Origin of the sequence: Pseudomonas sp. MF6747, assembly GCF_963890955.1 — a bacterium.
GTDB lineage: Bacteria > Pseudomonadota > Gammaproteobacteria > Pseudomonadales > Pseudomonadaceae > Aquipseudomonas.
Genome location: NZ_CAWPSZ010000052.1, coordinates 171,626 through 188,013, shown reverse-complemented (window position 1 = coordinate 188,013; position 16,388 = coordinate 171,626). Strand labels below are relative to the sequence as shown.

The 16,388-nt window shown below is 60.4% G+C and carries 12 protein-coding genes, 2 tRNA genes and 2 pseudogenes; 4 read left to right on the top strand and 12 right to left on the bottom strand.

Annotated features, from left to right (window positions below; genetic code table 11):
• Positions 1 to 5: 5 nt before the first annotated feature.
• The 10 genes from AACW30_RS29475 to rnr all read right to left on the bottom strand — a co-directional run bounded on the left by AACW30_RS29475 (position 6) and on the right by rnr (position 11,371).
• Entirely contained in the window at positions 6 to 443 is a 438-nt protein-coding gene (locus AACW30_RS29475) for a hypothetical protein (protein WP_200624036.1), read from the bottom strand.
• Complete coding sequence (locus AACW30_RS29470; protein WP_106577635.1) at positions 443 to 1,369, bottom strand: NAD synthetase; 927 nt, start codon at positions 1,367 to 1,369, stop codon at positions 443 to 445. The genes AACW30_RS29475 and AACW30_RS29470 overlap by 1 nt, the downstream gene beginning before the upstream one ends.
• Before the next feature lie 222 nt (positions 1,370 to 1,591).
• A complete protein-coding gene (locus AACW30_RS29465; protein WP_106577634.1) occupies positions 1,592 to 3,895 on the bottom strand; it encodes a YgiQ family radical SAM protein in 2,304 nt (767 codons plus the stop codon).
• A gap of 191 nt (positions 3,896 to 4,086) precedes the next feature.
• Positions 4,087 to 5,484 (bottom strand): replicative DNA helicase, encoded by a 1,398-nt coding sequence (gene dnaB / locus AACW30_RS29460; protein WP_017526410.1) that lies wholly within the window; start codon positions 5,482 to 5,484, stop codon positions 4,087 to 4,089.
• Between the two features lie 110 nt (positions 5,485 to 5,594).
• Positions 5,595 to 6,041 (bottom strand): 50S ribosomal protein L9, encoded by a 447-nt coding sequence (gene rplI / locus AACW30_RS29455; RefSeq protein ID WP_003171376.1) that lies wholly within the window; start codon positions 6,039 to 6,041, stop codon positions 5,595 to 5,597.
• Between the two features lie 18 nt (positions 6,042 to 6,059).
• Positions 6,060 to 6,953 carry a hypothetical protein gene (locus AACW30_RS29450; RefSeq protein ID WP_106577633.1) on the bottom strand — a complete coding sequence of 298 codons (894 nt, stop codon included), beginning with the start codon at positions 6,951 to 6,953 and terminating at the stop codon, positions 6,060 to 6,062.
• A 36-nt stretch (positions 6,954 to 6,989) separates the two neighbouring features.
• Positions 6,990 to 7,220 carry a 30S ribosomal protein S18 gene (rpsR, locus tag AACW30_RS29445; protein ID WP_002551829.1) on the bottom strand — a complete coding sequence of 77 codons (231 nt, stop codon included), beginning with the start codon at positions 7,218 to 7,220 and terminating at the stop codon, positions 6,990 to 6,992.
• 28 nt (positions 7,221 to 7,248) lie between these two features.
• Complete coding sequence (rpsF, locus tag AACW30_RS29440; RefSeq protein WP_003217491.1) at positions 7,249 to 7,671, bottom strand: 30S ribosomal protein S6; 423 nt, start codon at positions 7,669 to 7,671, stop codon at positions 7,249 to 7,251.
• Positions 7,672 to 7,985: 314 nt separating this feature from the next.
• A complete protein-coding gene (rlmB, locus tag AACW30_RS29435) occupies positions 7,986 to 8,741 on the bottom strand; it encodes a 23S rRNA (guanosine(2251)-2'-O)-methyltransferase RlmB (RefSeq protein WP_010213600.1) in 756 nt (251 codons plus the stop codon).
• On the bottom strand, positions 8,738 to 11,371 hold the full coding sequence (gene rnr / locus AACW30_RS29430) for a ribonuclease R (RefSeq protein ID WP_200624035.1): 2,634 nt from the start codon (positions 11,369 to 11,371) through the stop codon (positions 8,738 to 8,740). The genes rlmB and rnr overlap by 4 nt, the downstream gene beginning before the upstream one ends.
• Positions 11,372 to 11,595: 224 nt before the next feature.
• Between rnr and AACW30_RS29425 the strand changes: the two genes are divergently transcribed.
• From AACW30_RS29425 to AACW30_RS29410, 4 genes are all read left to right on the top strand, one after another.
• Positions 11,596 to 11,682 (top strand) — tRNA-Leu (locus AACW30_RS29425).
• Positions 11,683 to 11,857: 175 nt separating this feature from the next.
• Positions 11,858 to 11,944, top strand: a tRNA-Leu gene (locus AACW30_RS29420).
• 146 nt (positions 11,945 to 12,090) lie between these two features.
• Positions 12,091 to 13,116, top strand: coding sequence for an iron ABC transporter substrate-binding protein (locus AACW30_RS29415; protein WP_119737913.1), 1,026 nt, complete (start codon positions 12,091 to 12,093; stop codon positions 13,114 to 13,116).
• Positions 13,116 to 14,681 carry an ABC transporter permease gene (locus AACW30_RS29410; RefSeq protein WP_200624034.1) on the top strand — a complete coding sequence of 522 codons (1,566 nt, stop codon included), beginning with the start codon at positions 13,116 to 13,118 and terminating at the stop codon, positions 14,679 to 14,681. Before AACW30_RS29415 ends, AACW30_RS29410 begins: the two co-directional genes overlap by 1 nt.
• An 89-nt stretch (positions 14,682 to 14,770) precedes the next feature.
• Here AACW30_RS29410 and AACW30_RS31685 read toward each other — a convergent pair.
• Both AACW30_RS31685 and AACW30_RS31680 read right to left on the bottom strand, forming a co-directional pair.
• Positions 14,771 to 15,286 (bottom strand): annotated as a pseudogene (locus tag AACW30_RS31685) (methyl-accepting chemotaxis protein); the annotation flags it as partial.
• Between the two features lie 390 nt (positions 15,287 to 15,676).
• A pseudogene (locus tag AACW30_RS31680) lies at positions 15,677 to 15,730 on the bottom strand (hypothetical protein); the annotation flags it as partial.
• Positions 15,731 to 16,388 lie beyond the last annotated feature (658 nt).

Sequence of the window (16,388 nt, the reverse complement as noted above, 5' to 3'; positions counted from 1 at the left end):
CCCAGTCAAGCAGCCTTGGACGCGTTGCGCAGGCGCCGTACCTCAACCAATTTCCTGACCATCGCCCGATAGCCCTTGCTGTTGATCAGCAACAACCCGAGCAATGGCCAGAACAGGCTTTCACTGTAGATAAACCAGTGCGGGTGAAATTGCAGCGTCGGCAGCACCACCAGCAGGCACACCACAAAAAAGCCGACCATGCCCCACACCGCCCAGGCGTGCCCGCGCACGACCAGGAAGTTGCTGTTGACCACGAACAAGGCCGCGAAGATCACCACGAACCACGAGACGGTGGCATTGGTGGCCATGGGCACGTCGGCAAAATAGGTGGCGGCCGCCAGGGAAATTGCGCCGGAACCGCCCAGGCAACCGGCGAGAATCACGCCGATGAACGAGGGAAAATGTTCCAGCAAAAAGGGTTTCAATGACGGGACGCCATTCATTATTCAAGCTCCTCGTACAACCCTATCGCCAAGGTTTTGAGCTGTTTGGGGTTGTCTGAGCGCGCCAGCCCCCAGACGCTCAGCCCTGCACTGAAAGCGTCGCCGAGCTGGACGATGGTGGCGTGCTTGAGCTGAGTGTGGGTAAAGCGCTTGGGCAAATCGCCGCGCAATTGCAGCAGCTTGCGCATCTTGGTCGACATCTGTGGGTCGGCGATTTTCAGCAGCTCTTTTGTCAGCTTTTCCCGCTCCTGACCGTTCAGGCCTTTGAGCACTTGGCGCAGGGTTTTGCCGGTGGATGCACGGGCCACATTGACCAATTTGACCGTGGTCAGCGCAGACGCACCCACGCCCACCAAGGCAGCGCCATCCATGATCTTGGTAGCGGTCTGGTACCACTCCTCGCTATCCAGATAGTCATTCATGCCAGGGTTGACGATCTCATTGCGGGTGCGAAAAGCCCCCATCAAGCAGGACGCCGTACTGGCGGTGGCGCTGGTGTAGCCAATGACGGTGATGACCGAGCTGGCACCACCGCTGAACGGCACCGCGATGGTGCCGCTTAACATCACCAGCCAACCCAGCACCGCGCCGCCGCAGGACAAGGTGGTGTTGAAGGCTTCGCTGATCAACCGCGACTCGCGCGCGTTATTCATCACTTGGTCAGCAAACTGCGCTGGCGCGACGTATTTCTGCGCCTCGCGCACAATGATGCGCTTGGGCTGAATGCTGCAGATGGGCTTGAACTCACGCAGGGTGACGACATTGAAGTCGGCGTCGATATACACCACGCCTGCACCAACGATGTTGGGGTCGGCGTCGATGGCAGCAAATATCCGCGGCAGGTTGAGTTCGCTTTCGATGCGCTGGCGCGCCATGAATTGCGAGCGGTTGGAGTCCATGCCGATACCGGCCAGGGGGTTGCCCATGGGGGTGATCTTCCTTGAAATGGGTGATGACTGAACTGACACCTTCGCGAGCAAGCCCGCTCCCACAGTTGACCGAGTTCCAGCATGAGAATGCGCTCGAATGTAGGAGCGGGCTTGCTCGCGAAGGCGATTCAATGGGCGCCACCTTAACAAACACACTACCCACCGACTAGAAAGCAAAACGCCAGCACGAGGCTGGCGTTTTGCATATTCAAGCTGCGATCAACGCGGCACGACCGGCTTGCGCGCAGGCTTGCCGCCTTTGCCCTTGGCCGCGTCGGCGCGTTCCTTGGCCGCCTGCTTGTTGCGCGCCATGGCCGCCGCCTTGGCTTGTTCGCGCTTGTCCCACGGGTTGCTGCCGTCGCTGCCACGTGGCGGCAGGCCGGTGTGCTGGGTGAGGATCCTGGTGGTGGTTTCCTTGGCGACCTTGTGGCTGCCGGCCGGCGTCGAGTTCTTGCGACGCGCGCTCTGGTAGCTGTCGGTGGCCGGCTGGTGCAGCGGGATCAACTGGTCCTTGCCCGGCCCGATCAGGTCGGCACGGCCCATGCGGGTCAGCGCTTCACGCAGCATTGGCCAGCCCTTCGGATCGTGATAGCGCAAGAAGGCCTTGTGCAGACGGCGCTGCTCCTCGCTCTTGACGATGGTCACCGCGTCGCTCTTGTAGGTGACCTTGCGCAGCGGGTTCTTGCCCGAGTGGTACATCGCGGTGGCGGTGGCCATTGGCGAGGGGTAGAACGCCTGCACCTGGTCGGCGCGGAAGCCGTTGCCCTTGAGCCACAGGGCCAGGTTCATCATGTCTTCATCGGTGGTGCCCGGGTGGGCCGCGATGAAGTAAGGAATCAGGTACTGCTCCTTGCCCGCTTCCTTGGTGTACTTCTCGAACATGCGCTTGAACTTGTCATAGCTGCCAATGCCCGGCTTCATCATCTGGTTGAGCGGACCTTCCTCGGTGTGTTCCGGGGCGATCTTGAGGTAGCCACCCACGTGGTGGGTCACCAGTTCTTTGACGTATTCCGGCGACTCGACCGCGAGGTCGTAGCGCAGGCCGGAAGCAATCAGAATCTTCTTCACACCCGGCAACGCACGGGCGCTGCGGTACAGCTGGATCAACGAGGAGTGGTCGGTGTTCAGGTTCGGGCAGATGCCAGGGAACACACACGATGGCTTACGGCACGCGGATTCGATTTCCGGGCTCTTGCAGGCGATGCGGTACATGTTCGCGGTCGGGCCGCCGAGGTCGGAGATCACCCCGGTGAAGCCTGGCACTTTGTCGCGGATCTCTTCGATCTCGCGAATGATCGACTCTTCGGAACGGTTCTGGATGATCCGGCCTTCATGCTCGGTGATCGAGCAGAAGGTGCAGCCGCCGAAGCAGCCACGCATGATGTTCACCGAGAAGCGAATCATGTCGTAGGCCGGGATCTTTTCCTTGCCGTACACCGGGTGCGGAACACGTGCGTAAGGCATGCCGAACACGTAGTCCATTTCTTCGGTGGTCATCGGAATGGGCGGCGGGTTGAACCACACGTCCACTTCGCCATGCTTCTGCACCAGGGCGCGGGCGTTGCCTGGGTTGGTTTCCAGGTGCAACACGCGGTTGGCGTGGGCATAGAGCACCGCGTCGCCACGGACTTTTTCTACCGATGGCAGGCGGATCACGGTCTTGTCGCGGGTCATGCGCGGGCTGGCCAGGATCTGTACGACCTTGGCTTCTTCCGGATCATCCTGCGGACCTTTTTCCTGCTCGATGGCGCAGGCCTGGGTGTCCTGGGTATTCACGTACGGGTTGATGATCTTGTCGACCTTGCCCGGACGGTCGATACGCGTGGAGTCCACTTCGTACCAGCCTTCCGGCGTGTCACGGCGAATGAACGCGGTGCCGCGCACGTCGGTGATGTCTTCGATCTTGTGGCCCCACGACAGGCGCTGGGCAACCTCGACAATCGCGCGCTCGGCGTTGCCGTACAGCAGGATGTCGGCGGCGGCGTCGATCAGGATCGAGTTGCGCACGCGGTCCTGCCAGTAATCGTAGTGGGCGATGCGGCGCAGGGAGGCTTCGATGCCGCCGAGTACGATCGGCACGTTCTTGTAGGCTTCCTTGCAACGCTGGCTGTACACCAGGCTCGCGCGGTCCGGGCGTTTGCCGGCCATGCCGCCTGGGGTGTAGGCGTCGTCGGAGCGGATTTTCTTGTCGGCGGTGTAGCGGTTGATCATCGAGTCCATGTTGCCGGCCGCGACGCCGAAGAACAGGTTCGGCTCGCCGAGCTTCATGAAGTCGTCTTTGGACTGCCAGTTCGGCTGGGCAATGATCCCGACGCGGAAGCCCTGAGACTCCAGCAGCCGGCCGATGATGGCCATGCCGAACGACGGGTGATCCACGTACGCATCACCGGTGACGATGATGATGTCGCAGGAATCCCAGCCAAGCTGATCCATCTCCTCCCTGCTCATCGGCAGGAATGGCGCAGGACCGAAACATTCGGCCCAGTACTTGGGATAGTCAAATAACGGCTTGGCTGTTTGCATGACGGTGACCGGTGTTGAGATGAAAAATCGCGGGCGCGGAATATAGCACAAATTTTGACCAATTCCGACGGTAATGGTCGGAATTGTGGTGACGCTATCGCGGGCAAGCTCACCCCCACATTTGAAGGTGTTCACCGTTCAAGTGTGGGAGCGGGCTTGCCCGTGATGAGGCCTCTACAGGCGCGGGAGAATTATTCGTCGTCGTCGAAGTTGTAACTGCCCGGCGCGAGGTTCTCGAAGCGCGTGTACTTACCGATGAACGCCAGGCGGATAAAGCCGATCGGCCCGTTCCGCTGCTTGCCGATGATGATCTCGGCAATGCCTTTATGCTCCGTTTCGGGGTGGTACACCTCGTCCCGGTACACAAACATGATCACGTCAGCATCCTGCTCGATCGCTCCGGATTCGCGCAGGTCGGAGTTCACCGGGCGCTTGTTGGGACGTTGTTCCAGGGAACGGTTGAGCTGCGACAGCGCCACCACCGGGCAGTTGAATTCCTTGGCCAGGGCTTTGAGGGACCGGGAGATTTCGGAAATTTCGTTGGTCCGGTTGTCGCCACTGGAACCCGGGATCTGCATGAGCTGCAGGTAGTCGATCATGATCAGGGCAATGTCGCCGTGCTCACGCACCAGGCGGCGAGTACGCGCACGCATCTCCGAGGGGCTGATACCCGCAGTGTCATCGATGAACAGCTTGCGGTCATTGAGCAGGTTGACCGCCGAGGTCAGGCGCGGCCAATCGTCGTCTTCCAGGCGACCGGCACGTACTTTGGTCTGGTCGATCCGCCCGAGCGATGAAAGCATACGCATGATCAGCGATTCGCCTGGCATCTCGAGGGAGTACACCAGTACGGTCTTGTCGCTGCGCAGCACGGCGTTTTCCACCAGGTTCATCGCAAAGGTGGTTTTACCCATGGATGGACGGCCGGCGACGATGATCAAGTCGGACGGCTGCAGGCCGCTGGTCTTCTCGTCGAGGTCGGTGTAGCCGGTGGAAATACCGGTGATGGCGTTGTCGGTATTGAACAGCGTGTCGATACGGTCGATGGCCTTGGTCAACAGGTCGTTGACGCTGACCGGGCCGCCGGTTTTAGGCCGCGCCTCGGCGATCTGGAAGATCTGGCGCTCGGCTTCGTCGAGGATCTCGGCGGCAGTGCGGCCTTCGGGGTTGAAGGCGCTGTCGGCGATTTCGGTGCTGATGCCGATCAACTGGCGCAGGGTGGCGCGCTCGCGAACGATCTGGGCGTACGCCTTGATGTTGGCGACGGACGGCGTGTTTTTCGCCAGTTCGCCCAGGTAACCCAGGCCGCCGACTTGAGAGGTCTGGCCTTCCTTGTCCAGCTGCTCGGCCAGGGTCACCACGTCGATCGGTGAGTTCTGGTCGGCCAGCTTGGCGATGGCGCGGAAGATCAGCCGGTGGTCATGGCGATAGAAATCACCGTCCGAGACTTGATCCAACACGCGTTCCCAGGCGTTGTTGTCCAGCATCAAACCACCGAGCACGGCCTGTTCGGCCTCGATGGAATGCGGCGGCACCTTCAGGGCAGCGGTTTGCAGATCGTATTGCTCAGGAGCTGAAATATCGTTCATGGCCACTTGGAATTAGGGGATTGTAGAAAAACAAAAGGCACGACCTGTAAACAGGATCGTGCCCGATGTTAACTGGCTGACACGCTAGGTGCCAGTCAGTTAGGTGCTGCTTAAGCTGCTACCACGACAACGCGTACGGTGGCTTCAACTTCGGCGTGCAGGTGCACGGCTACGTCGAATTCGCCTACGTTGCGGATGGTGCCGTTCGGCAGACGAACTTCGCTCTTCTGCACTTCAACGCCGGAGGCGGTCAGTGCATCAGCGATGTCGTGGGTGCCGATCGAACCGAACAGCTTGCCTTCGTCACCGGCGGTGGCAGTGATAGTCACTTCCAGCTCAGCCAGTTGGGCAGCGCGAGTTTCGGCCGAAGCTTTTTTGTCTGCTGCTGCTTTTTCCAGCTCAGCACGACGCTCTTCAAACGCAGCCAGGTTGGCAGCGGTTGCAGCGGTGGCTTTGCCGTATGGCAGCAGGTAGTTACGACCGTAGCCGGCCTTAACGTTCACTTTGTCGCCCAGGTTGCCCAGGTTGGCGACTTTTTCCAGAAGGATCAGTTGCATGTGAAAATCCTCTAACTTTTAACCTTCACCGTTCGCGTTATCAGCGTCTTTCGACGCCAGACGACCGCGAAAATCAATCAGGCCGTCGACAATGGCCAAAACCACGAGTAACGGATAGATCAGCTGCATGAACAGCAACAGCGTCACGTACAACCCCACCAGCCAAAACTTGGCCAGGCGCTTTCGCGCAACCAACCCATGAATCAGGGCCAGCCCGGCAAACACCAGCGGTACGCTGCAAATCGGCGCCAGCAAGGCTATCTGTGGACCGAAGTTCGGCCCGACAACCATGCACGCCAGCAACAACATCGCCGGTCCCGCGGGAATTCTGATACTGCGAAACTCGCGACCAAAACCACCCGGGTTGTACAACAACGCCTGCCAATAACGCCCAAGAATCAGGCTCAGCACGCTGACGACCTGCAACAATGCCGCAATCAGGCCGGTCAGGACCGGAGCAATCAGTGACACAAACCGCGCTCGCTCATCTACCGACAAATGCTGGTAGAGATCCCCGAGGGCCAACGGCAGGATCTTGACGATTTCCTGCGACAGCGCCTCGATTTGCGGGCGGAAAGCCGCGCCAAGCATCACTGAGTACACCAACCCCAATGCCACGCTGACCAGCAGCGTGCGGACCCAGGACTCACTTGCGCGTAAAACCAACGCAAGGCTCGATGACCCCAGCAGTACCAGAAGTACGCGTGGATCACCCATTTGCAGCCACCAGATCAAGGCCGGCAACAAACCCAGGGCAAGAACGCCGAGGGCGTCCTTCAAACCGCGCCGCAGCAGCACAAGGCAACCGGCGGCAGCACCCAACCAATAAAGCAGCGGCAATGCCGCACATCCAGCCACTACCAGAGTGGCCTGCACGCGACCGCGCATGATGAACTCAGCTAAGGCGCGCATGCATTCAATCCCTTACTACTTGTCGACTGCCCGGTCTCAGCGGCCGTGGCTGTCGGTGTAGGCCAGCAGGGCCAGGAAGCGGGCGCGCTTGATAGCGGTGGCCAGCTGACGCTGATAACGTGCTTTGGTACCGGTGATACGGCTTGGAACGATTTTGCCGGTCTCGGATACGTAAGCTTTCAGAGTGTTGAGATCTTTGTAATCGATCTCTTTCACGTCTTCAGCGGTGAAGCGGCAGAATTTACGACGACGGAAGAAACGTGCCATTTGATAGGCTCCTTAAAAGGTCCGTGGATTACTCGTCAGCGTTATCGCTGTTGTCGCTGTCATCACTATCAGCGCTTTCGGCGCCTTCGTGCTCAGGACGGTCGCGACGCTCACGGCGCTCACTGCGGTTTTCTTCAGCCTTGAGCATCTCGGATTGGCCGGTAACGGCTTCTTCGCGACGGATGACCAGGTTACGGATCACTGCATCGTTGTAGCGGAAGTTGTCTTCCAGCTCGGCCAGGGCCTTGCCAGTGCACTCAACGTTCAGCATCACGTAGTGAGCCTTGTGAACATTGTTGATTGCGTAGGCCAGTTGACGACGGCCCCAATCTTCCAGACGGTGGATTTTGCCGCCGTCTTCTTCGATCAGCTTGGTGTAACGCTCAACCATGCCGCCGACTTGCTCGCTTTGATCCGGGTGGACCAAAAAGATGATTTCGTAATGACGCATGAATGCTCCTTACGGGTTGTAGCCTGCCGCTCAAAAACGGTCAGACAAGGAGTGAATGACACTTATGGATCTTGCCGCAGGGAGGCACATAGATGCCTGCCAGGAAGGCAAGGGGCGCAATTGTAGAGAAGGGGGAGAAACGGCGCAAGGTGATTGGTGATTATTTGAACAACACGCAATCCAGGCAAACCCAAAGCAACTGTGGGAGCTGGCTTGCCTGCGATAACAATGGCTCAGGCAGCATCTGTGCTGACTGACACACCGTCATCGCGGGCAAGCCCGGCTCCCACAGGGTCTTGCGTCGCTCTCAAGCCTTATTTCTTGGCTTTAGCCTTGGCGCCACGCTGGCGCTGGGCTTCGAACAGGCAGACGCCCGTTGCGACTGAAACGTTGAGGCTGCTGACGCTACCGGCCATCGGCAGGTGCACCAGGTAGTCGCAATGCTCACGGGTCAGGCGACGCATGCCTTTGCCTTCGGCGCCCATGATCAGGATGGTCGGGCCGGTAAGGTCCTGGTCGTAAATGCTGACCTCAGCCTCGCCTGCCGTGCCCACGACCCACAAGCCGCGCTGCTGGAGTTTCTCCAGTGTGCGCGCCAGGTTGGTCACGGCCACCAGCGGAATCACTTCCGCCGCGCCGCAGGCCACTTTACGCACGACCGGCGTCAGGGTGGCCGACTTGTCTTTGGGCACGATCACCGCCAACGCGCCGGCAGCATCCGCCGAACGCAGGCAGGCGCCGAGGTTGTGCGGGTCGGTCACGCCGTCCAGCACCAGCAGCAGCGGTGCACCTTCGGTACGGTCGAGCAGCTCGTCGAGCATCGCCTCGCCCCAAACCTGGCTCGGACTGACGTCCGCCACCACGCCTTGGTGAACGCCTTCTACCCACACATCCATTTCACGACGCTCGGCCTGGCCGATGGCAACTTTATTCTGGGTCGCCAGCTCGACCAGCGCTTGCACGCGCGGCTCGCTGCGACCTTCGGCCAACCACACCTGCTTGACGCGCTTAGGGTGATGACGCAGCAGTGCTTCTACGGCGTGCACGCCGTAGATTTTTTCCAGACTCATGACTTGGCCTTAGGTTTGCGCGACCCGCCGCTTTTCGCGGGGGCCGAACCCGCTTTGGGCGGGCCTTTACGATGTTTGCTCGGTTTGCTCGACGGTTTTTCCGCCTCGCGGGACTTTCCCCCAGACGCCGCTTTACCACCGCTTTTGGCTTCGTTGAGCAACTGCTGCTTCAACTCGCGGCTCTTGCGCAGCTCGGCATTTTTGGCCGCAGCATCGCTAGGGCGGTAGGCTTCGGGGGCCTTGTCCTTGGCAGACGAACGACGAGCAGGTTTGGCTGACGCAGGTTCGGCGACGGCTGCTTTAGCAGGAGCACCTTTGCCTTTGCTTGCCGGCGCAGTCGTCTCGGCGCCACGCTTTTTACGGCCAGCCGGCTCGACTGGTTTATCAGGCATGCCGAAGTCGATCTTGCGCTCGTCGAGGTCGACGCGCATGACCTGCACTTCCACCGTGTCGCCCAAACGGAAGCTGCGACCGGTGCGCTCGCCCGCCAGGCGGTGATGCACAGGGTCGAAGTGGTAATAGTCGCCCGGCAACGCGGTAACGTGCACCAAGCCTTCGACGTAGATGTCGGTCAGCTCGACGAACAGGCCAAAGCCGGTCACGGCGGTGATCACACCCGGGAACGATTCGCCCACACGGTCCTTCATGAACTCGCACTTGAGCCAGTTCACTACGTCGCGGGTGGCTTCGTCGGCACGGCGCTCGCTCATGGAGCACTGCTCGCCCAACTGTTCCAGGGCCGCTTCGTCGTACGGATAAATCCGTGCTTTAGGAATGGTCATGGCACCGGCGCGCTTGACGTGCGGGGTGTTTTGCTTGGAATGGATCACGCTGCGGATCGCGCGGTGCGTGAGCAAGTCCGGGTAACGGCGAATCGGCGAGGTGAAGTGAGTGTACGCCTCGTAATTCAGGCCGAAGTGGCCCTGGTTATCCGCGCTGTACACCGCCTGGCTCAGGGAGCGCAGCATGACGGTCTGGATCACGTGGTAATCCGGACGGTCCTTGATACTTGCCAGCAGTGCCTGGTAGTCCTTCGGCGTCGGGCCGTCCTTGCCTTTGTGCAGCGACAGGCCGAGCTCACCGAGGAACGCGCGCAGCTTCTCCAGACGCTCCGGCGGCGGGCCGTCGTGCACGCGGTACAGTGCAGGAATCTCGTGCTTTTTCAGGAATTCGGCAGTGGCCACGTTGGCGGCCAGCATGCATTCCTCGATCAGCTTGTGAGCATCGTTGCGCGTAGTCGGGGTGATCGCCGCGATTTTGCGCTCGGAGCCGAAGACAATCCGGGTTTCCTGGGTTTCAAAATCGATCGCGCCACGCACATGACGAGCGCCCAGCAACACCTTGTACAGCGAATACAGCTGCTTGAGGTGCGGCACGACATGACCGTACTCACCGCGCAAGGCTTTGGCTTCGCTGGTTTTCGGCTGTTCCAGAATGGTGCTGACCTTGTTGTAGGTCAGGCGCGCCTGGGAGTGAATCACCGCCTCGTAGAACTGGTAGTCAGTCATTTCGCCGGTTTTCGAGATAGTCATCTCGCACACCATGGCCAAACGGTCGACTTTCGGGTTCAGCGAGCACAGGCCGTTGGACAGCTGCTCAGGCAGCATCGGAATCACGCGCTCCGGGAAGTACACAGAGTTGCCGCGCACCTGGGCTTCGTTATCCAGGGCCGAACCGATCTTCACGTAGCTGGACACGTCGGCAATCGCGACGAACAACTTCCAGCCACCGGAGAACAGGCGCAGCTTGCCAGGCTTGGCTTCGCAGTAAACCGCATCGTCGAAGTCGCGGGCATCTTCGCCGTCAATGGTGACGAACGGCAGATGGCGCAGGTCGATGCGTTTTTCTTTGTCTTTTTCTTCGACTTCCGGCTTGAGCTTGGCGGCTTCTTTGAGCACAGCCTCTGGCCAGACGTGAGGGATATCGTAGGTGCGCAACGCAACGTCGATTTCCATGCCCGGCGCCATGTAGTTGCCGACCACTTCAACGATGTCGCCCTGCGGCTGGAAGCGCGCAGTTGGCCAGTGAGTGATTTTCACCTCGACGAACTGACCGACTTTGGCAGCGCCATTGCGGCCCGGGGTGATCAGCACTTCCTGCTGGACCTTTGGGTTATCCGGCACGACAAAGCCGATGCCGCCTTCTTCGAAGTAACGGCCGACGATGGACTCGTGGGCACGCGACACCACTTCGACGATCACGCCTTCACGGCGACCGCGATAGTCGAGGCCGGAAACGCGCGCCAGGGCACGGTCGCCATCGAACACCAGACGCATTTGCGCAGGGCTCATGAACAGGTCGTCACTGCCGTCGTCCGGGATCAGGAAGCCGAAGCCGTCACGGTGGCCGGCGATGCGGCCAAGGATCAGATCGAGCTTGTCCACAGGCGCGTAAGTGCCTCGGCGGGTGTAGATCAGTTGGGCATCGCGCTCCATGGCACGCAAACGGCGGCGCAGGGCTTCGAGCTGGTCTTCGGTGGTCAGACCGAATTCTTCAACCAACTGCTCGCGGCTAGCAGGCGAACCACGATCGGCGAGATGCGCCAGGATCAGTTCGCGGCTAGGAATAGGGTTTTCATATTTTTCCGCTTCACGAGCGGCCTCGGGATCGAGGGACTGCCAATCGGCCATTAGAGAGTTTTCACCTTGTCTATATGCGGGTTAGTTTGGCATACGCGTATTGAAACGGGAAATTTCAGGCATCAACAAGCGTTTTAAAGACCTTTGTCGCCCTCAGAACGCACCTTGCACGACCTTTGGCGAAATTTTCCAGGATTTTTTCATAGCAGGGCTTTACAGCTCAAAATCGCCTCCGTATAGTGCGCGCCATCGACGACGGCAACGTTGTTGATGCTGCCCAGGTGGTGAAATTGGTAGACACGCCAGCTTCAGGTGCTGGTGATCGCAAGGTCGTGGAAGTTCGAGTCTTCTCCTGGGCACCAATTTCAAACTCAAGGTTCTGCCTCGAGTCTCCAAAAACCCGCGAAAGCGGGTTTTTGCGTTTCAGGCCTTTGATTTTTAACGAGAATCTCGATTTATATTTTTGAATCAGGGGTTTACAGATCAAAAAGCCCTCCGTATAGTTCGCTCCATCAACGGCGCAAGCGTTGTTGATAAGCCCAGGTGGTGAAATTGGTAGACACGCCAGCTTCAGGTGCTGGTGATCGCAAGGTCGTGGAAGTTCGAGTCTTCTCCTGGGCACCAAATTCAGATCAAACCCGCGAAAGCGGGTTTTTTCGTTTCCGGGGTTTGAAAACCTGCCTGGCGATTTCCCCCGCTTGTCCGCACTTGAGAAGTTTTATCGTTTATCCTTGTAAGGATTTGTTGCACTCAAGTGAGGAAAACCCCGGATGATGATCCGCGATACCCGTCTCAAGACATCCCTTCTGCGTGGCCTGACCATCACTCTGCTCGGCCTGACCCTGCTCTCGCCCGCTGCCTATTCTGCCGACAAGGTTGCACTGACCTTGTACAACGGCCAACACAAGGAGGTCGGCGATGAACTCGCCAAAGCCTTCGAAGCCAAGACCGGCATTCACGTCAATGTGCGCAAGGGCAGCAGCAACCAGCTGGCCAGCCAGGTCGTCGAAGAAGGCGACCGCTCCCCTGCCGACGTGATCTACACCGAAGAGTCGCCGCCACTGAACAAGCTTGGCGAACAGGGCCTGCTGGCCAAGATCGATGCCAGTACGCTCGACGTATTGCCCAAGGATTATGTCGGCAGCAACGGCGACTGGATGGGCGTCACCGCACGCACCCGTGTCGTGGCGTTCAACCCAAAGCTGATCGCCGAAAAAGACCTGCCCAAGTCGGTGCTGGATTTCGCCGGCCCCGAGTGGCAAGGCAAAGTCGGTTTCGTACCCACCAGCGGCGCGTTCCAGGAACAAGCTGTGGCAATCATCAAACTGCACGGCCGCGAAGCCGCTGAAGAATGGCTGACCGGTTTGCGCGCCTTCGGCAAGGTCTACAGCAACAACATGGTCGCCCTCAAGGCTGTGGAAAACGGCGAAGTCGCCACCGTGCTGGTGAATAACTACTACTGGTTCGCCCTGAAGAAAGAAAAAACCAACCTGGATTCCCAACTCCACTACTTTACCGATGGCGACGCCGGCGGCCTGATCACTGTGTCTTCCGCCGCCGCGCTGAAATCCAGCAAACACCCCAAAGAAGCCCAACAGTTGCTCGCCTTCATGGCCAGCGAAGAAGGCCAGCGCGTGATCACCAACACCTCGGCCGAATACCCGCTGCGCAAGGGCATGGAATCCAACCGTGGCCTTAAGCCTTTCAGCGAGCTGCAGCCGCCGAAAGTCACCCCTGCGGACCTTGGCAACGCCGAAGAAGCCCTGGACCTGGAACGTGACGTTGGCTTGAACTGATGAACCCATCGCTACCCGCCCCCGCCTTGCGCGGGGGTTTCAGCCCGCGACGCAAGCGCCCGTCGATCTGGCTGCTGATTCCCGTCCTATTCCTGGTTGGCCTGAGCCTGTTGCCGTTGGTGTATGTCGGCACAAAGGCCTGGCAGGCGGGCTGGGCACAAGCGATGCACCTGTTATGGCGCCCCTATGTGTTCGGGCTGCTGCGCAACACCCTGGCGCTGATGATTGGCGTGACGGTGGCCTGCGGCGTGATCGGCCTGTCGCTGGCCTGGCTACTGGAACGCAGCAACCTGCCGGGCCGACGCATCTGGGGCGTGATCCTGTGCCTGCCGTTTGCAGTGCCGGCGTTTGTCAGCAGCTTTACCTGGGTGTCACTGAGCGCCAACTTCGAAGGGCTGGGCGGGGCGATCCTGGTGATGACCCTGTCCAAATACCCGCTGGTGTTTCTGCCGGTGGCGGCGACGCTGCGCAATCTTGATCCCTCTCTGGAAGAATCAGCCCGCACCCTGGGGCTGAATCGCTGGGGCGTGTTTTTGCGTGTCACCCTGCCCTTGCTGTGGCCATCGCTATTGGCCGGGGCACTGTTAATTGCGCTGCATATGCTGGTGGAATTCGGCGCGCTTTCGATCATCGGCCTGCAGACGTTTACCACCGCGATCTACCAACAGTTCGAGCTGGAGTTCAGCAATGCGAATGCCGCGATGCTCTCGGCAGTGTTGCTGGTGATGTGCCTGACGCTGCTGTGGCTGGAGTTGCGCGTGCGCGGCAAGGGCCGGCACGTGCGCATCGGCCAGGGCGCGGCGCGGCATGCGGAACAGCTCAAGCTGGGGAAGTGGGCGGCCTTGGGCCAGGTGTATTGCCTGGCGCTGGCGATCATTGGCAGCGGCATTCCACTGGGAATGCTCGGGTACTGGCTGGCGGTGGGCTCATCGGCAGCCTTCCCCGTGGCCCAGATTGGCGAAGCATTGCTGTCCTCCCTTGCGCTGTCGCTGGGCGGCGCCGCGCTTTGCCTGGTGCTGGCCGTGCCAGTGGGGCTGCTGGTGGTGCGCTACAAAGGCCAATTGGCGATCTGGGCCGAGCGCCTGCCCTACCTGCTGCATGCCCTGCCCGGCTTGGTGATTGCATTGACGCTGGTGTATTTCGCACTGCATTACGTGCCGGTGCTGTACCAGACTTCCGCGCTGCTTTTGATTGCCTATGCATTGCTGTTTTTGCCACTGGCACAGGCGCCGATCCGCACGGCTTTGAACAAGGCGGCGCCGCAACTGGAAGAGGCAGCGCGCACGCTGGGCGCCTCGTCGTTCAGCGCGTTTTGCCGGGTGACCTTGCCGATCATTTTCCCGGCATTGGGCGCGGCATTTGCGCTGGTGTTTCTGGATGCGATGAAGGAATTGACCGCCACGCTGCTGCTCAGTCCGACGGGGTTGAACACCCTGGCGACGGCCGTGTGGGCGCACACCTCGAATGTGGAGTTCGCGGCGGCGGCGCCCTATGCGGCGTTGCTGATTCTGGTGTCGGGGTTGCCGGTGTATCTGCTCACGACTCGGATGTATCTGAGCCGCTGAAATAGCTTTCGCGAGCAAGCCCGCTCCCACTTGAAACGCATTCCAATGTGGGAGTGGGCTTGCTCGCGAAAGGGCCCTCCCAGGCGACATCAAGCCCTGAACTGCCCCAGGCTCGCCTTCAACTGCGCCGCCAACCCATCCAGCACCTTGCCACTGGCGGTAGTCTCAACCACCGCCTGCGCAGCACGCTCGGCCTGAGCATGAATCACCTCGACCCGCCCACGCACCGCGTGCGCACCCTGCGCCTGATGCTCAGCCGCGCGCGTCGCCAACCCAATCGCTGCGTGCACCTGCTCCACCGAAGCCTGCACCGTCTGCTGCAAGCGCACGCTGTCGCGTAGCACCAGCAAACCTTCATTGGCCTGACGCCCGGCCTTGCTGATGGTTTCTACCGCCTCGCGCGCGCCTTGCTGCAATGCCACGATGTGCGCCTGGATATCCCCGGTTGAGCTTTGGGTTTTACTCGCCAGCGCCCGCACCTCATCCGCGACCACCGCAAAACCACGCCCGGTCTCACCGGCACGCGCAGCTTCGATGGCGGCGTTGAGCGCTAATAGGTTGGTCTGCTCGGCAATGCCGTGAATCACCGTGAGCACCACTTCAATCTGCTCGCTTTGCTGGGCCAGCCGCTCAATGACCTGGGAGCCGGCCTGCACCTGCCCGGCCAACGCTTCGATCAAACTGCCGACTTCCGCCGAAGTACGCGAGTTTTCGTCCGTGGCCTGGCGAATATCCACCACCTGCTGCAACGCCGCCTGCATCGCATGGCTTTCGGCCTGGGCCTCATCGGCCATTTGCGACAGTGCCCGCAAGCTCTCCGCCACTTCATCGCGCTGCAAACCGGCCGCCGCATCGGCGCCGGCATTGCGCAACGTCATCGCGCCGATTTCCACGCCGGTGCGCTGGGCCACATCGCCGGCCTCGCGCACGATGGGCTGCAACTTATCCACAAAGCGATTGACCGCCGAAGCCATGTCGCCGATCTCGTCCTTGCTACTGATTTGCACGCGTTTGGTGAGGTCGCCCTCGCCCGCCGCCAGGTCATCCATGGCCGCAATCAGCAGCTTCAGACGATTGACCACGCGACGCCCAAGCACAACAGCGATCAGCAGCAACACGCCAAACCCCACAATCGCCAGCCCCATGCCGATGCGCCAACGCAAGGTGCCTGCAGCCTCCTGCACGGCGCTGGTGGTGTTGGCGGTCATTTGCGTGGCGGTGGCTTGCGCCGATTGCAGGCGCGCGCCCATGGCAGCTGCGCTGTCTGCGGCAGCGCCCTTGAGGCTGTCGCCCACCAGTTGATCACTGCTGGCGATCAGTGCGGCAAAACGTTTGTCCAGCGCTGCCAGGTCGGTCTCCACCGCCGCGGTCGATACCCCCATGCGGACCTTGCCAATCTCTACGCCATTGGGGCTGATCGACGCTTCGACGTAGAACACGGAAGGGTCGTTTTTCGCCGCGTCCAGGACCTTATCCAGCGCACGGTCGCCCTGACCTTTTGCCAGTAACGCCTGGTTGATCGGGTTGTCACGGTTCAGATAACGGGTCAGATGCTCGCCGGCCGCATCGTCGTAGACCACGAACAGCACGTTGGGATTGCGCTGAGCACGACGGGCAAACTCCGACAGCGTCGGCACGTCGCTGTCCCACATGGCGCGCGGCGCCACTGAGGCCAGCAGTTGCGCCATGTCGTTGGCAGAGTCTTGC

Excerpts from the sequence above, each read along its gene's own strand:
- AACW30_RS29475 (WP_200624036.1), bottom strand. The coding sequence starts at position 443 with ATGAATGGCGTCCCGTCATTGAAACCCTTTTTGCTGGAACATTTTCCC.
- AACW30_RS29470 (WP_106577635.1), bottom strand. The coding sequence starts at position 1,369 with ATGGGCAACCCCCTGGCCGGTATCGGCATGGACTCCAACCGCTCGCAA.
- AACW30_RS29465 (WP_106577634.1), bottom strand. The coding sequence starts at position 3,895 with ATGCAAACAGCCAAGCCGTTATTTGACTATCCCAAGTACTGGGCCGAA.
- dnaB (WP_017526410.1), bottom strand. The coding sequence starts at position 5,484 with ATGAACGATATTTCAGCTCCTGAGCAATACGATCTGCAAACCGCTGCC.
- rplI (WP_003171376.1), bottom strand. The coding sequence starts at position 6,041 with ATGCAACTGATCCTTCTGGAAAAAGTCGCCAACCTGGGCAACCTGGGC.
- AACW30_RS29450 (WP_106577633.1), bottom strand. The coding sequence starts at position 6,953 with ATGCGCGCCTTAGCTGAGTTCATCATGCGCGGTCGCGTGCAGGCCACT.
- rpsR (WP_002551829.1), bottom strand. The coding sequence starts at position 7,220 with ATGGCACGTTTCTTCCGTCGTCGTAAATTCTGCCGCTTCACCGCTGAA.
- rpsF (WP_003217491.1), bottom strand. The coding sequence starts at position 7,671 with ATGCGTCATTACGAAATCATCTTTTTGGTCCACCCGGATCAAAGCGAG.
- rlmB (WP_010213600.1), bottom strand. The coding sequence starts at position 8,741 with ATGAGTCTGGAAAAAATCTACGGCGTGCACGCCGTAGAAGCACTGCTG.
- rnr (WP_200624035.1), bottom strand. The coding sequence starts at position 11,371 with ATGGCCGATTGGCAGTCCCTCGATCCCGAGGCCGCTCGTGAAGCGGAA.
- AACW30_RS29415 (WP_119737913.1), top strand. The coding sequence starts at position 12,091 with ATGATGATCCGCGATACCCGTCTCAAGACATCCCTTCTGCGTGGCCTG.
- AACW30_RS29410 (WP_200624034.1), top strand. The coding sequence starts at position 13,116 with ATGAACCCATCGCTACCCGCCCCCGCCTTGCGCGGGGGTTTCAGCCCG.